Origin of the sequence: Clostridium cibarium (genome assembly GCF_014836335.1) — a bacterium.
GTDB lineage: Bacteria > Bacillota > Clostridia > Clostridiales > Clostridiaceae > Clostridium > Clostridium cibarium.
Genome location: NZ_JACSRA010000011.1, coordinates 95017 through 117692 on the forward strand (window position 1 = coordinate 95017; position 22676 = coordinate 117692).

Sequence of the window (22676 nt, forward strand, 5' to 3'; positions counted from 1 at the left end):
TCTCCCCTCCTAGTTGGAAATATTCTTACCGTTCCCCATTATTATACAACTTTTACATAAAAATGCAATAAAAAATATCTAAAAGTTAAAACATGTATAACTTTTAGATATCTTATTCATTCTACTACTTTAGACTTAAATTTTCAAAATTATCTACTATTATATATTTACTATCCTTAACGCTCATATATTTTATAGAAACTCTATCACCAACTTTACTTAAAGCCACTTCTCTAGAACTATCTGTAGACACTGTAAATACTTTCTCTTGATTCTTTAGTTTTATATCATATATACTAACACCGTCTTTAATGACTACACCTATTCTTTCAACTTCACCTTCAATGGCTTCTGTTTTATTTGAACCATCTAATGAAACATTGCTACTTGCAAGTACATCTAAATATTTATTTAAGGCACCTTGAACAGTATCTGCTACTGCTACAGTATTATAATTTTTTACATCCACCATTGCATACTGCTTAACTAATCCATTTGAATCTTTCAATGTAGTAAAGTATGTTGCTTCACCTTGTATATTAATTAAATATGGTAATGTAGCTCTATAGCCATATTGCTGAACTTTACCTTCTGCTGATTTCATAGCAGCACTTTCTGTAGCTCCTGCTGTTTTATACATAGTTGTCTTTCCTGTTTTTGTATTTGTTAACATAAATCCAACTAAGCCTTCATCGTTACCTACAGAAGTAATTCCTGTATAATAGAAACACTCATTTTTATTAAAAATAACATTCATATCATCTGTTGACTTAAGTTTGTCCTTATCACCAAAATTAAACACCCCATGAACTAATTCTCCCCATTTGTCTACATAATTTAAGATATAATTTTCTGGTTGAATTCTATCTACCCATGAAGGCATGTTATCTATATCATAAATCTCTGAATCTCCAGTTTGTGCATCCATTATCAAAGCCCCAATAGCCTTTTTTTCTTTAAATCCAATAGCATTATCATATCTTGTTATAACCCAATAAGGTTTTCCTTCATCATCAAGCTCAAAAGTAAAATCGGTATGTCCAGCTTTCATATCTCTAAGATATGCTGCTCTGTGTAGATCACTTAAAATATATGCCGAATCTAAATATTTTATTTTTAATGCTTCACCATTAAGCTCTGTAACTAATTGCACATCATTTTCGTTTGTTGCACTTACCTTAATATAACCGCTTGTACCTTTACTATTTGTAATCCACTTAATTAATGATGAATGTTCAAGTGGAGCTACATAATAAAGTTCACCATCTAAACTTTGTAAATTTAACTCTCCTATAGTTACTTGACTACCTAACGAAGGTATCTCTCCAAGTTTTTTATCAGCTAATTTTGCTGCAAGTTCTTTATCTATTGTTGGAAGTTGTTTTAAATCAATATGATCTATTTCCTTTGAAAACTCTACTTCATCCACTGTGCCAATTAAATTTCTATGATCTTTATAACTGATAATTGGACTAAAGTATAATGATAAACCAGCATAAATTATAGCTGCCGCTAAGCCTACTAAACCTAATTTTTTCATAGAGTGAGTTAATCCATATATTATGGAGAATAAAACAAAAGGAATTACAATTATAAATGCATTTAAGCTAACATCAAGAATTAAATGTGAATTTAAAAGCTCAAGTAAAGCAATAACCACATATATAAAGAATAGTCCCTTAAGATATCCTTTTACCGATCCTCTTTTTGCATTAATATTTTTATTTCTCTTAAATCTTCCCAAAAACATAGATAGAATATCTCTTATTTTTTCTTCGTAAAAATTGCCATTATTCATAAACTCTCCACCCTTTTCTATACTCATTATTAAAGTGTTTCAATTATAACATAAAAAGTTATTTAAAACCATATAATATTTAAAGTTTTTTTGCATTTTTATAAATTTCATTTTTTTCATCTTTTGAAAGACTTTTATTTATAATATAAGCAATTATTATAATACTAATAATTTCAACTGTTAATCTTATTAAAGTAAACTTTATCCCTAGAGAGGATATTTCAATTAATAACATAGGCACCTTTGTTGAAGCCCAAGCTCCTGTAAATATCATAACGTTTTTTATAGATGCTCCTTTTCTAAGGAACATAGCTGCAACAGGAAAAGCTGCATATATAGGTCCTGCTGCAAAGGAGCCAATTAAAAATGCTACAATACCACCTTTAACACCAGATTCCTCCCCTAAAAATTTCATCATCCTTTCTCTAGGTATCCATATATCCATAAGTCCAAGCAAAACAAAGACTGGAGGCACAAGCTTTATAAGCTCCCATACATTATTTAAAGTTCCTTTAATAGCTAAAATACCTACTTCATGATTAATTAAATACATGATTAATAAAATCATTATACATACAATCACATATTTATATCTTTTAAGTATATACATCTTACCACAATATCTCCAATGCCATTGCTACCATTAAAGCCACTACTACACCAAAAAGATTTCTCATTAAGGTGGCTTTTTTACCCCAGTACTTTTCTTCTAATGGGATAGTTAATAATCCTATCATCATTATAGCAGAAACAAAAGCTCCAACCTGTGGAACTCCAGCACCTTTGTCTATAAGAATTGCTCCTAAGGGGAAAGCTATAAAACCTGCCATCATGGTAACTGCTCCTATTAAAGTAGATAACAATACTCCTATAATCCCAGAGCTTGGTCCAATAAAATTTACAATGGTATCTTCATTAACAAAACTTAAGGAAATTCCTACTGCTGTCATTACACAAAGTACCATTGGCAAAATGCCTTCAAATGCCTTCCATCCCTTGATTAATGCCTTTTTTGTCTTCTCCTTATCTTTAATAAAAGATATTATAGTTAAAACTGCAGCTAAAACATACAATATACCTTGAACCATAATTTTTCTCCAACAATTATTTACTAATATAATAATATAATATACCACTCTCCATTGTGCACTAAAAAAAGAGCCCTAAGGCTCTCTCTACTCAAATTCCTCTATTCTTATTAAATTTTCTATACTTTCAACTGCATTTAACTTACTTAATTCATCTAAGGCTTTTCTCACCTTTTCTTCAGTTGTCATATGAGTAACTAATACTAAAGCAACTTTACTCTTATTTTTTATTTCACCCTTTTGGATTACAGAGTGCATACTAACTTCATAGTTTCCAAATACTGCACTTACCTCACCTAAAACACCTGGTCTATCTTGAACAGTAGCTCTAATGTAGTATTTGCTTTCCACATTAGCTACATCCATAATCTCTTTATTCCATAAATTGTTCTTAACAACCGAAATAGGATTATCTACATCTATGTTTGTTCTTACAATTGATATTATATCTGCAACTACAGCACTTCCTGTAGGTAAGTCTCCTGCACCTCTTCCATAGAACATTAAATCTCCTACGGCATTTCCTTTTATAAATACTGCATTAAAGGAATCATATACATTTGCTAGCGGATGAGTTTCTGGAATCATAGTTGGATGTACACGAAGTTCAAGCTGTCCATCTACATCTTTTGCTATTGCAAGTAATTTTATTACCATTCCAAAGCTTTTTGCATATTCCATGTCTACATCTGTTATCTTAGTTATTCCTTCTCTATAAACCTTAGAAACATCGATCTTAGTTCCAAAAGCTAAAGATGCTAAAATAGCTAATTTATATTGAGCATCATATCCTTCTATATCTGAAGTTGGATCTGCTTCTGCATATCCCATTTCTTGAGCAAGTTTTAACACATCATCAAACTTGCCATTTTCAAGTTCCATTTTACTTAATATAAAATTAGTTGTTCCATTTACTATCCCATATAATTCTTTTATTTTATTTCCAGTTAAACTTTCATTAATAGCTTGAATTATTGGTATACCACCTGCTACACTAGCTTCATAATTGAACATTACACCTTCTTCATCTGCTTTCTTGTAAAGTTCATCCCCATTAGTTGCTAGAAGCATCTTATTTGCTGTTACAATTTGTTTTTTTCTGCTCATAGACTTAAGCATATATTCTCTAGCTGGTTCTATACCACCCATAACTTCAACCACGATTTTAATAGAATCATCATTTAAAATTTCATTAAAATCTGTTGTAACTATTCCATCTGGTACTTCTACTCCTCTTGGCTTATTTATGTCTCTTACAAGGACTTTAGCTACTTCAACTTTAAATCCAGAACGCTTCATTATCTCTTCTTCGTTTTCTTTTAAGATATTCCAAACGCCACGCCCAACATTACCTAAACCTAATAATGCTATCTTTACCTTTTTCATATTTACATTTCCCCCTTCTTACTTTTCCCCAACTTTTTATATACTTTTTTATTATATTACTTTTCTAGCAAACTTTCTAGACTCTATACATCTTTTTCCCCTTTAATGGTTCCATATAAAACAAAAGCCCCAAGGAAATAAAAGGTTCCAAGAAAACCTACAGGTGTAAAAGCTAAGAACAATGCAATAATAATAACTAATGGATGAACACCTAAAAATGAAGATACTAGTTTTTGCTCTAAGAATTGTCTAATAGCAACTGCTCCTATATATCCTATAACCATTATTATGGCTCCCTTTATATTACCAGAAGCTAAGTTTATAATGGCAATAACGCTATAAACCATACCTGCTCCAATTAGTGGAAGAGCATCTAAAACCGCTGTTAATATTCCTATAACAACAGCATATTTCATACCTATTACCATATAAATGAAGGAACTATATATTCCGATTACAGTAAGTATAATAGAATAAGCTTTTATATATCCCCCAAAGATTTCATTTCTCTTTTTCTTTAGGCTTCTCATTAGAATTAAACCTTTTTCTGAAAAAGCACCTTTAATTTTAACAAGAATATTATCTATTTCTTTAGTAACAAAGAATGTAGAGACTATTGTAATAATAGTTATAATCACACCAGTTGGTATTGAAACTATTATATTTATTATATTTTGAACGAGCTTTGCTATAATTGATGTTCCAGCTGAAATAATTTTTGAAACTCCTTCATTAATGTTTTGAGCTATATCAGGATTTATATTATCTACATTATTTAAAATATCTTGAACTTTTTCCTTAGCTACACTTAGTACATTATTCATTGTTTCTTTATCAGTTATATATGTATAATAATTTTTAAGCTGATCTATTATTTGATATCCTATAAAAAATAGTAATATACCCAAAATACTTACTAATAAAAGGGTTAATACTAAAGATACAAAACCTTCTGTTAGTTTAAATTTTTTAAATCTTTTATTTATTGATAGTATTCTGTTTTTAATAGGTCTTAATATTAATGCTATAATTAAAGCTATTACTAATGGAACTGCATATTTAATTCCAAATAGCAATATAAAAAAACCTATAGTATAAACTAATAAAAATTTAAACAATCTTCTAGTATTATTTATTAATTCTGGCGAAAGATATTCTCCTATACTTTTAAAGAAACTTATCATACTATTAGTATCTCCTTTCCCATTTATATTATTAAGCATTATAAAATATAAAATGATATTATACAAGCTTATTTATCATAAGTTTTTATTAAAAAAAGTAAAATGGGCATTTTTAATATTTTGTAAAATAAACATATTATTGATAAGTAATTTGTAGGAGTTTAATATGTTTGATTTTCATTCCATAATGCCAATATTTCTTTCCCTTTTTGCTGGATTATCTACAGTCATAGGGGCTTTTATAGTTTTCTTTTCAAAATCTGGCAGTAAAAAATTAATCACCTTTGCTCTAAGCTTTTCTGCTGGAGTAATGATAACAATTTCTTTTACAGACCTTTTTCCTACTGCTGAAGAAACTTTATCCAAAAACTTTGGTAAATTTGATGGCGTTTTATTAGCACTTTTATTTCTTATTATTGGCACATTAATAGCTTTTTTAATCGATCATTTTATTCCATCTGAAGAAAGTAAACAACTTATAGATAAAAACAACACAAACCTTTATAGAGTTGGTTTTGTAACCATGATTGCATTAATGCTACATAATTTCCCAGAAGGCATAGCAACATATGTTTCTGGTTATCAAAGCACCACTCTTGGAATTTCCATAGCCTTAGCTATAGCTCTTCATAACATTCCTGAAGGAGTATCTATTGCTATGCCAATATACTATTCAACAAGAAGCAAAAGTAAAGCTTTTAAATATACATTCCTGTCAGGTATAGCAGAACCTGTTGGGGCAATATTAGCTTTTCTATTTTTAAAACCTTATATAAACGACTTTATTTTAAGTATAGTTTTTGGAATTGTAGCTGGTATAATGCTTTATATTTCCTTTGAGGAACTTATTCCAGAATCAAGAGTTTACGGATTTAATCTTCTTTATATATTTTCCTTAATTTTAGGTATTTGCATTATTCCTATTAGCCATATTTTCTTATAATATGGTGATTTTTATGAAGAATAATAAACATTTATGACGGGAAAAATAAAATTGTTTCTAAGATTAAAGGAGGTAATTTTCAATGACAGAAAAAGAACTTTTGTATTTGGAAGATTTATTAGGTGCTGAAGAATTAGCTCAAAAAAGCTGCTCAAATCACAGTTCCTGCACTCAAGATGCGGACCTTAAAAATCATTTTACTAACTTAGCAAATTATCATAAACATAACATATCAACATTATATCAACTATTAAAATAGTAGGAAGGTGATTTACTAATGCTTGGAGAAAAAGAAATGACAAACGAAATATTAACCCTTGAAAAAAGTTTAGCTTCTCTTTATCAACTTGGAGTACAAGAAGCTAGTACCGACCCTCTTCGTTATGATTTTAATAAATTATTGAATCAAACCTTAGATAAACAAAACGAAACTTATAAACTTATGGTTCAAAAAGGCTGGTATAAAACAGATCAAGTTCCTCAAAGTTCCATAGATAAAGTTAAAAATAAATTTGCACAAGTGGTGCAACCTGGTCAATAATATAATTTTTAAGAGGTATTTCAAACTTTTGAAATACCTCCTTTGTTTTTAAAGTTTTACTAAAATCTCATTAATTTGCTCACTTACATTAATTCTTTCGTCATAAATCCACTGAACATCAAATTTTAAGTTAAACAATTTACAAAATGAATAATACATATTAATCTTTTGATAATATATTTCTAATTCGTCTAAAGTTCCACTTAAAACAGTTGGTCTAGATATCTCTTTAAGCTTAGCTATAAATAACTCATCTACATAAAATAAAAACTGTTCCATAAGATCATCATTAGTTACATCAAAAGGAACTTTAAGTAATTTCCACTGAGTTTCTTCTTTAAGCTTATATCTTTTTAGCCTATCTAAAATAATTATATAATCGGAAATATCCATCTTTCTATAATAATCAAGCTTTTCTTTTCTAGTGCTCCAAAGAGCCAATTTTTCTATTAATGGCAAAGTTTTAATTCTCAAAATAGCTTCTGATGGTCCTATTACGGCCTCTGTTATCTCTCTATCCTTTTCTCTTATTTTATCCTTTAAGAATTCACTATTGTTACCACTAGCAGCAACGTAACCTACATCATAAATTCCTTTTCTTCCAGCCCTTCCTGCTATTTGTTTAACTTCCTGAGATGTTAATTCTCTTACCTCTTCTCCATCAAACTTTTTAGTTGATAGGAAAATTATCCTTCTTATAGGAAGATTAACTCCCATACCGATAGCATCTGTGGTAATTAAAATCTTTGTCTCTTTATTTATAAATTGCTCATACTGTTTTCTTCTAACTTCAGGTGGAAGATCTCCATAAATTATACTTGCCCTTTCTCCTCTTTCAGAATATTCCTGAGCTAAGCTTAATACTCTCTTTTTAGAAAATAATACTATTGCATCCCCTTCTTCTATATCTCTATGACTAAACTCCTTATCTTGAACTTCAAGAGGAATACTTCTTTTATACTCCTTAATTTCATATGGATCTTTGCAATCATCTAATATTTTCTTTATGATCTCTTTTGCATTTAATGCACCACATACATGAATTTCTCGAGCCCTTATTCCAAGTAACGCCCTGCTCCATGCTGCACCTCTTTGAGAATCATCTATCATTTGAATTTCATCTATTACTGCAACTTCATATTGTTTCTTTAAATTAAGTTTTTCTATTGTGCAAGATACATGAGTTGAACCTTCATGAGTAAGCTCTTCTTCTCCTGTTTGAAGATCACATACTACTCCTTCTTTATTTAACCTTTCATAATTTTCTAAAGCTAAAATTCTAAGAGGAGAAAGATAAACTCCATTTTTGCACCCCTTTAATCTTTCTATGGCGTTATAAGTTTTACCTGTATTAGTATCTCCTAGATGAATAATAAACTGCCTATTAATCCCCCTAGCTTCCCTATATTCATCTTTAGGGTTTTCAGGGAAGTTCTTTTCAAATTCTTCAGATATCATCTTTGGAATATGCTGCTTTGTAAGTACAGTCATTATTCCTGAGTTTAATAGAGAATTATAATTTCCTCTAGCAACTTCATAATAATCGAAATCACAGTTATTCTTTTTATTATAATCTTCTAAAATCCTCTTGCCTATATGCTCTAGGATTTCATTATATCTATCGAATACCTCTTCATATTCTTTAAAACCATCCTTCTCCATCTCCATTAATAAAAGGATCTTTTTTCTTACAGCAGATTCATGCTCATGAAGAGCTCCACCTTTTGAATGATGTGCTATCTCTTCTATTTGATTTATTTGACTTTTAAGTTTCTTAAATTCTCTTTGTGCTGCATTTCTCTTCATATAATTAATTTCCTCCAATAGAATATAGTCTATTTATATCTTTTTCCATTTCTATATTTTTATTATACTAAAAAAAATGTTTTTCTAAAAATTTCTTTATTTATAATAGCAACTTTCTTTTTATTACATAGATTATTTGTAGAGAGTTTTAAAAGGAGGCTGACATTATGTCTACCTTTAGAATTATCTCTTTTGATGGAGGTGGAGTTAAGGGAGCTTTATCTACAAGCCTATTAAAAAGGCTATGCACTGATAATCCAACCCTTGTAGATAAAACAGCACTCTTTGCTGGCACCTCATCAGGAGGGCTCATTTCACTTGGTTTAGCTGCTGGTTTAAATAGTGATGAAGTTAATAACCTTTTCTCATATGAAAATGCAAAAAATGTTTTTACCCCTAAGAGGATTAACCTTTTTCATCCTCGCTTTAAAAATAGAAATCTAAAAAAGCTTATGTCTTCCATAATAAGTTATGATAAAACAGCCCTTGGTGATTTAGATAAATATGTATTTATACCCTCTTTCAACGTTAAGGGAGTATCTAGAAACCATTGGCAAGGTGTGTTTTTTAATAATCTTTCCAAAAAATATCATTGTAATGAGAAAATCCTAGATGTTGCCCTTGCTACTTCAGCTGCACCAACTTATTTTCCTTCTCATAACAATTATATAGATGGAGGCATTATAACAAATTCACCTGCTATAGCTTCTGTTATAACTGTGATTCATAAATTTCCAGAATACAATTTAAAAGATTTTCGAGTTCTATCAATTGGCACTGGAAGTTCTCCAAAGAAAATTTCAGAAAACACTAAAAACTGGGGAATATTAAATTGGACACTAAGACCCTTTTCCACTGTGAAGTTACCCTTAGTATCTGTTTTATTAAATGATGCTGTCCCATTAGAAAATCTTTATTCAAAAACACTCCTTGGCGACAATTACTTTAGAATTAATCCTGAACTTCCAATAGATATAGAACTTGATGACTATAAACAAATAAACTTTTTAAAAAATGTGGCTTATAAATATGATTTAACTAAAGCTAACAATTTTATAAAAAATGTATTTCTCAAATAGGAGGCCCTTTGTGTTTGGTTATATAACTCCAGTTAAAGACGAACTTAAAATAAAGGATTATGAAACCTTTAGAAATTATTACTGCGGTCTTTGTATGGCTATAAAAAATAACTTTGGCAATATTCCTAGAATAGGGTTAAATTACGATGCTACATTCTTTGCAGTTTTACTTGATTCTTTATATAAAGAACCCACAAACACCTATAATTCTTCCTGTATAAAGCATCCAATAAAAAAGAGAACTTGCATTAAAGAAAATATTCCTTTGACCTACACAGCTAATTTAAATATAGCATTAATTTATTATAATGCATTAGATGACGTTATAGATGATAATAATTTAGTAAGTAAAACTATATCACTAGTTCTACTTCCTTACAAAAGAAAAATGATTTACAACAATATAGATAATATAGTAAAGACTAACTTAAACGAGCTACATTCTATGGAAACTTCAAATAATTCTTTTCCATTAGATGAAATAACTCATCCCTTTGGGCATATAATTGGAGAAATTTTAAAGGAAGCTCCCTTTACATTTAATAGGGATACTCCTAAAATCCGTAATAGTCTTTATACCTTTGGTTATTCCTTTGGAAAATGGATTTACCTTATAGATGCCTTAGACGATTTGACAAATGATATGGATAATGGTAAGTTTAACCCTATTGAAAAATCATATAATAAAAAAAATCTACCTTATGAAAGACTAGTTAAAGAAATCAAAGAAGCTATGGATTTTCTTTTAATGGGTCTTGCCATGAACTGTAGTGACCTTTTAAAAGAACTACCTATAGAAAAAAATGAAGGCATTATTTATAATGTCATAAATCGAGGACTAATAGAAAAATACATGAATATTTATTATAAGTTATAATATATTTACTATATATCAATATAAATATGAGGAGTATATATTTATGGATCCTTATAAGGTTTTGGGTGTATTACCTCACTCTTCTGAAAAGGAAATTAAAGATGCATATACAAACATTTTAGAAACTTACAACCTAGATAATCTTGAAAATGATTCCTTTAAATCCTTTAATGAAGAAAAAATAAATGAGGCAAATGAAGCCTATAGAATTATCACTAATACTATGACATGTGAGGAGGTAAGAGATCTTATAGAAAGAGATGAATTTGTAGCAGCAGAAGCTAAACTAAATATGGTATCTGACTTTTCTTCCGCAGAATGGAATTATTTAAAAGGAATACTCTTAATCAAAAAAGGTTGGATTGAATCTGGTGTTAATCACATAAAAAACGCTGTTACTTTAAATCCATACAACGATGAATATGCAGCAACCATAAATAAGTTAAATGAAAAAATCGGCAACTTTAAAAATAGCAATACATCTTCCACTCAAAGTCAAAGTGGCATGTCAGGTCTTTGTGGTGGAAACAATAACAACAGCAGTAACAAAGGCGGATTATGTTAATAATTTATTAAATAAAAAAAAGACTGGAAATCCAGTCTTTTTTATTATTAGTTGTTCCCTTCTTTTCTTCCTTCAATCACTCTTTGCATCTTTTCTCCAAAAGTTGCACCAGCTATAGAAGTAGCTAAGAAAACAATTAATACTATTGCTAATATTAAGAAGTCTTTTCCAACTACGCCGTAGTTAATTACTGTAGCAGAGCTTATTTCTCTTAAAGCTTCTACTGAATAAGTAAATGGCATAAATGGATTTAATACTACAAAGAATTTTGGTACTAATTCTAATGGGAATGTACCAGCACATGCTGTTAATTGCATGATTAGTAGTACTATACTTAATAATCTTCCTGCATCGCCGAACAATGAAATTAAACATTGAACTATGGCAATATACACAAGTGAGAAGAATATTAATGATCCAAAGTATAAACCAATATTTCCTGGAGCCAAGCCTAAAGCCATTATAACTACACCAACAAGAACAGCTTGTAAAACTCCAACAAATCCAAAGGATAAGAATTTACCAAATGCCTTATCGAACTTACTTGCTCCTTCGTATTGTTCAGTCTTAGCTGAAATTACGAAGAACATCATTATAGCTCCTATCCATAAAGATAGATTTGCAAAATATGGTGCAAAACCTGTTCCATAGTTAGGAACTGGATTTATAGGTGCAACTTCTAGATTTACTGGAGTTGCAACGAATGTTCCCATATCTTCTGATGTATTTTTCAATCCATCATTTAATTCACCTGAACCATCTTTAAGCTTAGTAGCAAGTTCATTTGAACCATCATGAAGTTTTGTAATACCATCTTTAAGGTCACTTTGACCTGATACTAATTTGTTTGAACCATCATAAAGTTTAGAAACTCCACTAGTCAATACAGGAACCTTTGAATTTAATGTGTTAAGACCTTCACTTAATTGACCTGCACCTGAATTAGCTTTTTCTAACCCTGGTCCAAAAGTATTAGTCAAACCAGTTTTTAAATCTCCTGATCCTTTACTTAATTTAGCTACTCCTTCATCTAATGCAGTAAACTTTCCATTAATTAACCCAATACTGTTAAGTGCAGAATCCTTAATCTTATCAGTTTGGTCTGTAACTTTTTGGTCTAGCGAATCCACCATTTTTTGGTTATCTTCTAGTTCTTTAGTAAAATAGCTAGCCTTTTTCATCGACTCTGGAACTTTCGAGTTTATTCCTTGAACTATTTTAAGAGCATCTTGAGTTCTACCACTTTTTAACAACTGTTCTACTGTTGCTAAATTTGTAGCTGTATCTGTGGATCCTTTAATAAGTTCATCTACACCACTTCTTATTGCTGCATATTTATCTTTATACCCTTGTACTTGAGCTAAAGTTTCAGTTTTTTGGCTTTCAATACTTGCTAATTGTGCTGCAGATTTTTCAGCTAATTCAGTTTTTCCTTCAGCAAGCTGAGACTGCATAAATTTAAGACCACCATCTATATCCCTTACTCCTGGATAAATTTGATTAGTAAACCCATCGTACAGTTGACTAGTACCGCTTTGCAAAGCACTTGCTCCATTACTTAACTGATTTGCACCAGAAGCTAGTTCAGGAACTTTGTCATTTAATGTTGAAATACCATCATTAAGTTGAACCTGACCATCATTTAATTTGTTAGAACCATCATTTGCTGTATTAAGTCCATCATTAAGTTGTCCACTACCATCAGCTGCTGCATCCATTCCATCTTTAACCTTATAAAGATTATCAAAAGCACCTGACACATAAGTTTCAGTAACTGTTTTTGTTATTTCTTCCTTTAAGGCACTTTCTACCTTTGAGTTAACTTGTGATGCTAAGAAGTTTTTCTTTTCATTACATACAAATCTTAAATCTGCCTGCTTTGGAGCACCCTCCTTGGCACTTATTATGTCCTTTGAAAAGTTTTCAGTAATTACTAATTTTGCATAGTACTTATTACCTTCTAACCCATTACTTGCATCTTCATCTGATACGAATTTCCAACCTACTCTGTTGTCATCTTTAAGCTTATCAACAAAGTCATTACCGTAGTTCTCAAATTTACCATCTAAATTAGCACCATGGTCTAAGTTTACTACAGCAACAGGCATGTCTTTTAATCTACCATATGGATCCCAAAAGGCATCTAAATATAATAGAGAATATAATAAAGGCACTATTATGATAGCTATGACACTTACTCTTATAAACCTATTTTTAAATATACCTTTTATATCTGATCCTGCTATTTTTAAGAAATTCATTCTAATACCTCCTTCCTTCTATGTGTTTTTCCATTTGACAATTATAAATTTACACCTAAAATGACTAATAGTCAAGTTTATTTTGCTAAAAAAATGACTAATTGTCTATTTTCTTTTTGTAAATGTTTTCTTTGTAAATTTTTTCATTAAATTAACTAATAAAATATTAAAATAATATCTTTACCTATATTATTTATGTACTTAAATAACATAATTTTAGTTTATACCAACAAAAAAACTGGATTTCTCCAGTTTTTTTACTATTATTCTGCGCTTTCATTTCCATTCATTTTTTGAAGTTCTTTTTCATTAGCTTTTTCTGCATACTTACCTGTAACAGCTTTATTTTCATCACTGCCTTCTTTACTTGAACTAACTTCACTATCATCATCTACATGCTTTTTAGCCACTTTAGCCATCTCACTTATTTTGCTATTGATATTTGCATCAATCCTTGCTGCGCTAGCAGTAATCTGTTCAGCTCTTTTATGTGTAAATGACTTTTCACTTGGATTATTTCCCAAATAATTTGATTCTATCTTTTCCTGAGCTTTAATTTGTCTTAAACTATGAATTTGTCTTTCAGAAGCACTAAGATTAATTAAATCATAAAGACTTCTCGAAATAACAACTCCATCCTTTGTAACATCGCCCTTTTTATTATTAGGACTGTTTTTTTCTTCTTCAGCCTTTTTCTTTTCTAGCTTTTCCTTTTGCTCATCAATTTTTTCTTGTTTCATTTGAGCTTTAATTTGATCAATCTGTGTCTGAACATCCTTAATCTTACCATTTATATCTTTAAGTCTAGCTTTCTTTTGCTCTGCAGTTAAGTTTGCATGCTCTATTTCTTCCTTTTTCTTCTTATATTCTTCCTTCATCTTTTCAAGATCACTTATAAATTTAAGTCTATTTTCATTTCTCTTTTGCTTAATTGCTTCTGAATCAACCTTTAAACTTGATTTGTTTTTGTCATCAGTTTTTGATTTACTCTTAGTATTTCCATCGTTACCAGTAAAGCTAAGTCTAACATTTGAACTATCGATTTTCATTTTTTAACCCCTTTTCACTCTATCTAAGGGTTCACTATTTCTCTCAAACTTTTCATTTAGTATACTATTTATTCTAGGACAATTTATAATCTTTTCTCTAACTATACGTCCAACCGTGTTATTTTCCTTAATTAAAGAAGTTAGACTAGAAGATACAATAATGTCCTCATCATAATCTTCACCGTTATCTCTCTTAATGTCTTCATTCTCTTTTCGTATCTCTTGTAGAGCATTCTTAAAGCTCTTCTTTTTCTTGTTAGAATCATTTTTTCTTCCGTCGTTAACTGCTGGAGTTATGGCTGTAGTTTTTTTAATTCTACTATGTCCTCTTTCAATTTCTTTATTTAGTACAAAACGAATATTATCTGTCATTTTATTAGTTCCCCCTTTCATATTATTCTTATTTTATTATCGTATACAAAAGCACAACCTTAACACTTTTTTACCTAACAACCATAAATTACTACAAAAGAAAAATGACCCAAGTACTTGCCTTAGGTCATTTATATTTTATGAAGTTTTATCCTCTGTAACTCTGCCATCTGAAGTACTTACAGGTATTTCTTCACCTAAAAAGGTTGGTTCAGGTTTTATTAGGGCATAGAAGAAGTCCTTCAATTGAGCTAACTTTTCCCTTTGCCTATAAACCTCTATCCCCTTATAGTTTCTTATATCTGATTTAACTCCATATGCATCTATTCCTAAGCTTTTAGCTATATATAATGCTCTAGGAAGATGATATTCATTTGTTACTATAATGGCTTTCTTCACCTTAAAAATTTCCTTTGCTCTATACATACTTTCGTAAGTAGAAAATCCAGCATGATCTAAGAAAATTTTTGAATCATTTATTTTAATATTATCTTGTACAAACTTTTTCATAGTTCCTACTTCATTATAATTTTGTCTGCTGTGATCTCCTGATAAAAGTAATTTGCTATTATTACTTTCTTTATAAACTTCTATTGAAGTCTTTAACCTATCTACAAGCATATCGCATGGACTACCATCAGCTTTAACCCCTGCTCCAAGTACTATTATAGCATCTACATCCTTTGGAATATCCTCTAAAGAAACTATTCTTGCTGCTCCATCTTTTTGTACTTTTGAAACAATAAATATACCTGCAATAACAGCTACACTAGTTAAAACTAATAAAGCTATTATAACCTTCTTAAGTACCCTTATAAATTTTCTCTTTTTCATACGCCCTACCCTCATTTAGTACATTTTTCTAATATTATACTTTAAGTAACTTGTAAAAGAATTATATATTTATTAATTTAAAAAAAGTTCTGATTAATCTTATTAAGACTAAATCAGAACTTTCAATGTTTTTATTCTTCTATTTTTTCTTCTTTCTTAACATCAATCTTAATTCCAAGTTCAGAAAGTTGCTTTTCATCAACTATATTTGGAGCTTCACTTAAATAGCAATAAGCGTTTTGATTTTTAGGGAATGCTATAACATCTTTAATATTATCTGTTCCAGCTAAGAACATTATCATTCTATCAAGACCAAATGCTAATCCTCCATGTGGTGGTGGTCCAAATTTAAATGCCTCAAGTAGGAATCCAAATCTTTCCCAAGCTTCTTCCTGAGTAAAACCTAATGCCTTAAACATTCTTTCTTGAAGTTCCATATTGTGTATTCTAATAGAACCTCCACCTAATTCTTCACCGTTTAAAACTAGGTCATAAGCCTTTGATCTAACCTTACCTGGATCAGATTCAATCATATCTAAATCCTCATCCATTGGTGCTGTAAATGGATGGTGGCAAGCTGTATATCTTTCTTCTTCTTCGCTATATTCAAATAATGGGAATTCTGTAACCCAAGTAAACTTAAATTCACTCTTATCTTTTATTAAATCATATTTCTTAGCAAGTTCTAATCTTAATGCTCCTAGGCTTTGGAAAACTACTGAATTTTTATCTGCAACTATAAGTATTAAATCTCCAGTCTCTGCTCCCATTTTAGATATTATTCTGTTCATATCATCATCATTTAAGAACTTAGCTATAGGTGATTTTATTCCTTCTTCTTTAAGTTGAATATAAGCTAATCCCTTTGCCTTATATCCTTTTACAAATTCACCTAATCTATCTATATCTTTTCTACCCATAGAAGCTCCACCCTTTAAGCATAGCGCTCTAACTGAACCCTTAGCTTCTAAAGCAGATTTAAATACCATAAAATCAACATCTTTAACTTCTTCTGTTAAATCAGTAATTTCCATACCAAATCTTATATCTGGTTTATCTGATCCATACTTTTCCATAGCATCTTTATAAGTCATTCTAGGAATAGGAAGCTTAACTTCATGACCTAAAACTTCTTTAAATACGTGAGCTATTAACTTTTCGTTAATTCCTATTACATCTTCTTCTTCCACAAAACTCATTTCTAAATCAACTTGAGTAAATTCTGGTTGTCTATTAGCTCTTAAATCTTCATCTCTAAAACATTTTGTAATTTGATAGTATTTATCAAACCCTGATACCATTAATAATTGTTTAAATATTTGTGGTGATTGAGGAAGAGCATAGAACATCCCTGGGTAATTTCTTGAAGGCACTAGATAATCTCTTGCTCCTTCTGGTGTAGACTTAGTTAGGATTGGAGTTTCCACTTCCAAGAATCCATTAGTATCTAAAAAGTCACGTACAGCCTTAGATGCTCTATTTCTTATCATAAAGATTTTTTGCATATCTGGTCTTCTTAAATCAAGATATCTATGCTTTAATCTTACTTGTTCAGATGCATCTAATCCTTCCTTTATGTATATAGGTGGAGTATCTGATTCTGAAAGTATCTTTATGCTTTCACATTTTAACTCAACCATACCAGTTGGCATGCTTTCATTTGGAGCTTCACGTTTTACAACTTCTCCAATAACAGCTATACAGTATTCTGGCTTTACAGCTTTAGCCTTTTCAAAAGCTTCTGCATTAATTTCTTCACCAAATACTACTTGCATTATGCCTTCTCTATCTCTAAGATCTATAAAATTAAGTCCCCCTAATTTTCTATTTCTTTGAACCCATCCCATAAGAGTAATTTTACTTCCTACATGGCTTTCTCTAGGTTCTCCACAGTACATACTTCTCTTTAAGCCACCTAAAGCTTCTCCCATTTTAGTCATTCCTTTCTTATTTAAGAATATAAAGTATCAAGCAATTCTTTCTTACCTTCTACCATTTCTTCAATTCTTTTAACATATTCTCGAACATCTTTTACATTTCCAAAGCGCTCTATCTTATTATCCTTTAAGAATACAACCTTTGTAACAGCATCTGCACCTAATGCGATAATAGTTTGTTTATCTTCTATCATCTGCATATTATAAATACATTCCTTGCCTTCTTTAGCATACCCTAAATTCTCCATATTTCCAACCATATTTTTTTGTCTATACATATAATATGGCTTTAAATCTAAAGACTTTGCTAAATTCTTACTTTCATCATACATTTTTAACACTTCATCTTGGGTTTTAAGACCTAAGCCTTTCTTTAAGATAAAGTTCTCATACATTATAGAACCTCTCTTTAAAGATAATCCATGAACTGTTAAGCTATCAGGTGAAAGTTTTTTAATCTCTTCAGCAGTATGCTTAGCTTCCTCTAAACCTTCACCTGGAAGCCCTATTATCATATCCATATTAATGTCTTCAAAGCCTAAAGATTTTGCCATGTTAAACTTTTCTATTACATCATCTGAGGTATGATTTCTTCCAATTAAGGCTAGAGTCTTATCATTCATAGTTTGAGGGTTTATACTAATTCTAGAAACATTATATTTTTTCATAGTTTCTAGCTTTTTTAGAGTTATAGAATCTGGTCTGCCACATTCTACAGTAAATTCCTTTAAATCTCTTTTGTCTACAAAGGAATTATATATCTTATTCATAATATTTTCAAATTCTTCTTCATCTATTGAAGTTGGTGTTCCTCCACCAAAGTAGACAGTCTCCACTTTTAAAGCCTTTTCATTAATATACTTACGTATTTCTTCTATCTCAAAACTTAAGGCATCTAAATATGGGGAAACTAATTTTTTATTTCCACCTATAGGGTTCGATGCAAAGGAACAATAAAGACATCTAGTTGGACAAAATGCCATTCCTATGTAAATCGATATAGTTTTCTCATCCTTATTTACAAATCTATCTTCAAACTTTGCTACATCTATGCAAAGCTTTGCTTTTTCTCCTTGAGTAAAATGTTCTTTATAGAAAATTTTCTTAACTTCTTCTTCTGTTTTCCCTCCTCTTAAAAGCTTTAAAGCTATTTTTGAAGGTCTTATGCCAACTAAAGTTCCCCAAGGGTAAGTTTCACTTGTAATTTCTTTCAAAACTTCAAATATAACTTTTTTAATAGTTTCCTTTATATGTTCATCTTCACTAAATACAGCTTCATTATGATAATTCATATAATCAAAGGTAACCTTACTAGAATCTATATTTACATGATAATCTCCCTCTAGCTCTGAAAATTTTATTTCATCTAAAGGGAAATATATATTAAACATTTGATATACATCATATCTATATTTAAAGTCATTTAACTTTATATTTCTTTCCATCTTCTCTCCTTAATCTAAAAAAGGATTTCTCATCTTTTCGTAACCTATTGTAGAACTTCCTCCATGTCCAGGATAAACTTCCACTCCATCATCTAATATTAGTAATTTAGTTTTAATTCCTGATATTAAATCTTCGAAATTTCCACCTGGGAAGTCTGTTCTACCAACAGCTCCTTGAAATAGAGTATCTCCTGTAAATAGTTTATCCTCAATTAAGAAACAAACTCCTCCTGGGGTATGTCCTGGTGTAGTAATAACCTTAGCTGATGTTTTTCCAAAAGATATTGTATCTCCTTCACTAAGATGACCATCTGCTTTTCTTAATGGTCCAAATACTGATGTTGTATCATTTTCTATAGCATCTTCATCTTTTTCATTTATATAAAAAGGTACTTTGTATTTGTCAGCTAAATATTCAACTGCACCTACATGATCAAAATGTCCATGCGTTAAAAGTACATATTTTACCTTAGCACCTAAATCATCTGCAACCTTTGATATTTCAGGCCCATTGCCACCTGGGTCTAAGATTACAGCTTCCATTGTTTCTTCATCTATTACTATATAGCAATTTTCCTGAATTGCTCCAATTACTAAAGTTTTAATTATCATATTAGCACCTCTTTTAAAATTCTTTTTTACTATCTAGCATGATAGTTACTGGTCCATCATTAACTATATCCACTATCATATGAGCTCCAAACTCTCCGCATTCCACCTTAAGACCTGACTTTTTAAAAGTATCTAGTAATTTTTCATAAAGCTCACGAGCTTCATCTCCACCCATAGCATTCATGAAATTAGGTCTTCTTCCTTTTCTACAATCACCATATAGGGTGAACTGTGAAATAATAAGTAGTTCACCCTTTACATCTTGTATAGAAAGATTCATCTTATCATCTTCATCTTCAAAAACCCTAAGTCCAAGGATTTTTTCACTTATATATTTAATATCATCTTCATTATCATCCTTTGAAATTCCAATTAGCACATTAAAGCCCTTAGAAATTTCACCAATTATTTCTTCATTTACAGTAACTCTTGATGAGTTTACCCTTTGAACTATAGCCCTCAACCTCTACACATCCTTTAACTGTTCATTCTAAATACATCAGTAACACCTTGAAGTCTTCTTATCTTCTTCATAAGTTCCTTTAATTGTTCCACTGAATCTATTTTTACTTTTATGCTTATAATAGCTTCATTTCCTTTTGAAGAATTAGCATTGAAGGAATTTAAATAAAGGTTAGAATCTGTAATAACCATAGTTATATCTGATAATATTCCTTTTCTATCTTCAGCCTTTACCCTTATTTCTGCAATATAAGAAGCTCCCTTAGCTGTTCCCCAATTAACTTCTAATACTTTGTTAGGATCATAAGCTATTAATGATTGTAAATTGCTACAGTCAGTTCTATGAACAGAAACTCCTCTTCCCTTTGTTATATATCCCTGTATTTCATCCCCTGGAACTGGGTTACAGCATCTTGCAAATCTAACCATTAGATTACTTTCACCTTTAACTGTTATTCCGTAATCTTTAATGTTCTTTGCACTTCTTTCTCCCTTTGCAATCTGTTCTTCTATGTATCTATTCTCGGCCTCTGGAGAAATTTTCTCCTTCTCAGCTATGGTTTCTTCCTTTAATCTAGCTACTATATTAGATGCATTAATATTTCCAAGTCCTATACTTGAATAAAGGTCTTCCATATTATGTATGTTATATCTCTTTTGAACTCTTTCATAAGCTTCACCCTTTGCAATGGCTGCAAAAGTAACTGATTGTTTCTTAAGTTCTTTTTCTAATAGTTCTTTACCTCTATTAATATTTTCATCTTTTTTAGCCTTTTTAAACCAATTTCTAATTTTGCTCTTTGCTTGATTACTCTTAGCTATACTAAGCCAGTTCATACTTGGCCCTTTTGATGATGATGAAGTAATTATTTCAACTATCTCACCTGTTTTTAGCTGATAATCAAGAGGCACTATCTTTCCATTGACCTTTGCTCCAACACATTTATTACCTACATCAGTATGTATTCTATATGCAAAATCAATAGGTGTTGAACCACTAGATAAATTAATAACAACGCCCTTTGGGGTAAAGACAAATATCTCATCAGAGAAAAGATCTATCTTAAAACCTTCCATAAACTCTTCTGCGTCGGAAGTTTCTTTCTGCCACTCTAGCATATCTCTAAGCCAAACTAACTTTTGCTCAAAATTCTTTTCTTTATCTTCAACTGAATCATTACCTTCTTTATACTTCCAGTGAGCAGCAATACCATATTCAGCTGTTTTATGCATATCGAAAGTTCTTATCTGGATTTCAAAGGTTTTTCCTTGTGCTCCGATAACTGTAGTATGTAATGATTGATACATATTAGGTTTAGGCATAGCTATATAGTCTTTAAATCTACCTGGTATTGGTTTATAAATAGTATGTACAATTCCTAAAACTCCATAACAATCCTTAACTGAATTAACTAAAATTCTTATGGCAGTTAAATCAAAAATTTGTTCAAGGCTCTTATTTTTATTAACCATCTTTCTATATATGCTATAAAAATGTTTTGGCCTTCCATCTATATCACAATCTATTCCAGAATCCTCTAAACTCTTTTTTATTTCATCAATAATCCCTGAAATATAGCTTTCTCTTTCAACTCTCTTTTCTGCTATATCATGAACTAAGGTATAATACTCTTCTTCATGTAAATATCTAAAAGCTAAATCTTCAAGCTCCCATTTAATCTTAGACATACCTAATCTATGAGCTAAAGGCGCATAAATATCTAAAGTTTCCTTAGCCTTTAATTTTTGTTTTTCCTTTGGTACAAACTTTAATGTTCTTAAGTTGTGTAATCTATCAGCAAGTTTAATAATAATTACTCTTATATCCTTTGCCATTGCTAAAAGCATTTTTCGCACATTATCAGCTTGTTGTTCTTCTTTAGTCTTATATTCAAATTTTCCAAGCTTAGTTACTCCATCTACCAAAGTAGCTATTTCTTCATTGAATATTTCAGACATCTCTTTAAAGCTGCAAGGAGTATCTTCCAAAACATCATGCAAAAGCCCTGCTGCTATAGTACTAGTATCCATACCAAGCTCTGCTAGAATTTCAGCAACATCTATTGGATGTACTATATAAGGTTCACCTGATTCTCGCCTTTGTTCCTTATGGGCATCCTCGGCAAAATTATAAGCTTTCTTTATTATTTCAATATCAACATTAACACAATTATCTTCTATTTTTTTTAGCAAGGTTTCTATCATAAGGATAATCTCTCCTAAACATATATTTCTAAAATCAAAGGCTGGTTGTTAAACCAGCCACCTTAAAGAATATTATATATTATTATTTTTCTATTTTCAACAATGTTTCTTTTAATTTACATCTATTAGTTTCTACAGAAATATATTCAATCTACAAATTTAGAATTTAAAATTTTGAATTAAAGATTGAAATTCCGCAGACTTTCTAAATATTTCTAGATAAAAAAAGAAA

21 protein-coding genes are annotated in these 22676 nt (G+C 30.3%); 6 read left to right on the forward strand and 15 right to left on the reverse strand.

Annotated elements, in window-relative coordinates; translation table 11 throughout:
- Positions 1 to 124 precede the first annotated feature (124 nt).
- From H9661_RS08960 to H9661_RS08980, 5 genes are all read right to left on the reverse strand, one after another.
- Complete coding sequence (locus H9661_RS08960; RefSeq protein WP_423738981.1) at positions 125 to 1798, reverse strand: cell shape-determining protein; 1674 nt, start codon at positions 1796 to 1798, stop codon at positions 125 to 127.
- Positions 1799 to 1877: 79 nt separating this feature from the next.
- Positions 1878 to 2408: a permease gene (locus H9661_RS08965; RefSeq protein WP_191768367.1), complete on the reverse strand. Its 531-nt coding sequence runs from the start codon at positions 2406 to 2408 to the stop codon at positions 1878 to 1880.
- A 1-nt stretch (position 2409) separates the two neighbouring features.
- The gene (locus H9661_RS08970) at positions 2410 to 2886 is read right to left on the reverse strand and encodes a permease (protein WP_143317311.1); all 477 of its coding nucleotides are present in this window, start codon (positions 2884 to 2886) and stop codon (positions 2410 to 2412) included.
- 87 nt (positions 2887 to 2973) lie between these two features.
- Complete coding sequence (locus H9661_RS08975; protein WP_191768368.1) at positions 2974 to 4272, reverse strand: homoserine dehydrogenase; 1299 nt, start codon at positions 4270 to 4272, stop codon at positions 2974 to 2976.
- A gap of 83 nt (positions 4273 to 4355) precedes the next feature.
- Positions 4356 to 5456: an AI-2E family transporter gene (locus tag H9661_RS08980; protein ID WP_185966832.1), complete on the reverse strand. Its 1101-nt coding sequence runs from the start codon at positions 5454 to 5456 to the stop codon at positions 4356 to 4358.
- 166 nt (positions 5457 to 5622) lie between these two features.
- On the opposite strand from H9661_RS08980, the gene zupT reads away from it, so the two are divergent.
- The 3 genes from zupT to H9661_RS08995 all read left to right on the forward strand — a co-directional run bounded on the left by zupT (position 5623) and on the right by H9661_RS08995 (position 6940).
- Positions 5623 to 6399, forward strand: a complete 777-nt coding sequence (zupT, locus tag H9661_RS08985; RefSeq protein ID WP_191768369.1) for a zinc transporter ZupT — start codon at positions 5623 to 5625, stop codon at positions 6397 to 6399.
- Between the two features lie 82 nt (positions 6400 to 6481).
- A complete protein-coding gene (locus H9661_RS08990; RefSeq protein WP_185966831.1) occupies positions 6482 to 6658 on the forward strand; it encodes a hypothetical protein in 177 nt (58 codons plus the stop codon).
- An 18-nt stretch (positions 6659 to 6676) separates the two neighbouring features.
- Positions 6677 to 6940, forward strand: coding sequence for a spore coat protein (locus tag H9661_RS08995; protein ID WP_143317303.1), 264 nt, complete (start codon positions 6677 to 6679; stop codon positions 6938 to 6940).
- Between the two features lie 48 nt (positions 6941 to 6988).
- Here the strand turns inward: H9661_RS08995 and H9661_RS09000 are convergent, their stop codons facing one another.
- Positions 6989 to 8746: a helicase-related protein gene (locus H9661_RS09000; RefSeq protein ID WP_191768370.1), complete on the reverse strand. Its 1758-nt coding sequence runs from the start codon at positions 8744 to 8746 to the stop codon at positions 6989 to 6991.
- Between the two features lie 167 nt (positions 8747 to 8913).
- On the opposite strand from H9661_RS09000, the gene H9661_RS09005 reads away from it, so the two are divergent.
- From H9661_RS09005 to H9661_RS09015, 3 genes are read left to right on the forward strand one after another with little or no spacing between them, the layout of a single operon-like run.
- The gene (locus H9661_RS09005; protein ID WP_143317299.1) at positions 8914 to 9825 is read left to right on the forward strand and encodes a patatin-like phospholipase family protein; all 912 of its coding nucleotides are present in this window, start codon (positions 8914 to 8916) and stop codon (positions 9823 to 9825) included.
- Positions 9826 to 9835: 10 nt separating this feature from the next.
- A complete protein-coding gene (locus tag H9661_RS09010) occupies positions 9836 to 10702 on the forward strand; it encodes a DUF5685 family protein (RefSeq protein ID WP_191768371.1) in 867 nt (288 codons plus the stop codon).
- 43 nt (positions 10703 to 10745) lie between these two features.
- Positions 10746 to 11267: a J domain-containing protein gene (locus tag H9661_RS09015; RefSeq protein ID WP_143317296.1), complete on the forward strand. Its 522-nt coding sequence runs from the start codon at positions 10746 to 10748 to the stop codon at positions 11265 to 11267.
- 47 nt (positions 11268 to 11314) lie between these two features.
- Here the strand turns inward: H9661_RS09015 and H9661_RS09020 are convergent, their stop codons facing one another.
- The 9 genes from H9661_RS09020 to H9661_RS09060 form a co-directional block, all read right to left on the reverse strand.
- Complete coding sequence (locus H9661_RS09020) at positions 11315 to 13528, reverse strand: YhgE/Pip domain-containing protein (RefSeq protein WP_191768373.1); 2214 nt, start codon at positions 13526 to 13528, stop codon at positions 11315 to 11317.
- Positions 13529 to 13791: 263 nt separating this feature from the next.
- On the reverse strand, positions 13792 to 14577 hold the full coding sequence (locus tag H9661_RS09025; protein ID WP_191768376.1) for a hypothetical protein: 786 nt from the start codon (positions 14575 to 14577) through the stop codon (positions 13792 to 13794).
- Positions 14578 to 14580: 3 nt separating this feature from the next.
- Positions 14581 to 14949: a hypothetical protein gene (locus H9661_RS09030; protein WP_143317291.1), complete on the reverse strand. Its 369-nt coding sequence runs from the start codon at positions 14947 to 14949 to the stop codon at positions 14581 to 14583.
- Between the two features lie 138 nt (positions 14950 to 15087).
- Positions 15088 to 15783 (reverse strand): SanA/YdcF family protein, encoded by a 696-nt coding sequence (locus tag H9661_RS09035; RefSeq protein ID WP_191768379.1) that lies wholly within the window; start codon positions 15781 to 15783, stop codon positions 15088 to 15090.
- Positions 15784 to 15914: 131 nt separating this feature from the next.
- The gene (aspS, locus tag H9661_RS09040; RefSeq protein ID WP_143317338.1) at positions 15915 to 17714 is read right to left on the reverse strand and encodes an aspartate--tRNA ligase; all 1800 of its coding nucleotides are present in this window, start codon (positions 17712 to 17714) and stop codon (positions 15915 to 15917) included.
- Positions 17715 to 17734: 20 nt separating this feature from the next.
- Positions 17735 to 19165 (reverse strand): coproporphyrinogen III oxidase, encoded by a 1431-nt coding sequence (locus H9661_RS09045; RefSeq protein WP_191768381.1) that lies wholly within the window; start codon positions 19163 to 19165, stop codon positions 17735 to 17737.
- Between the two features lie 9 nt (positions 19166 to 19174).
- Entirely contained in the window at positions 19175 to 19777 is a 603-nt protein-coding gene (locus tag H9661_RS09050; protein ID WP_143317286.1) for an MBL fold metallo-hydrolase, read from the reverse strand.
- Between the two features lie 13 nt (positions 19778 to 19790).
- A complete protein-coding gene (gene dtd, locus H9661_RS09055) occupies positions 19791 to 20240 on the reverse strand; it encodes a D-aminoacyl-tRNA deacylase (RefSeq protein ID WP_143317284.1) in 450 nt (149 codons plus the stop codon).
- A gap of 14 nt (positions 20241 to 20254) precedes the next feature.
- Positions 20255 to 22444: a RelA/SpoT family protein gene (locus H9661_RS09060; protein WP_143317282.1), complete on the reverse strand. Its 2190-nt coding sequence runs from the start codon at positions 22442 to 22444 to the stop codon at positions 20255 to 20257.
- Positions 22445 to 22676 lie beyond the last annotated feature (232 nt).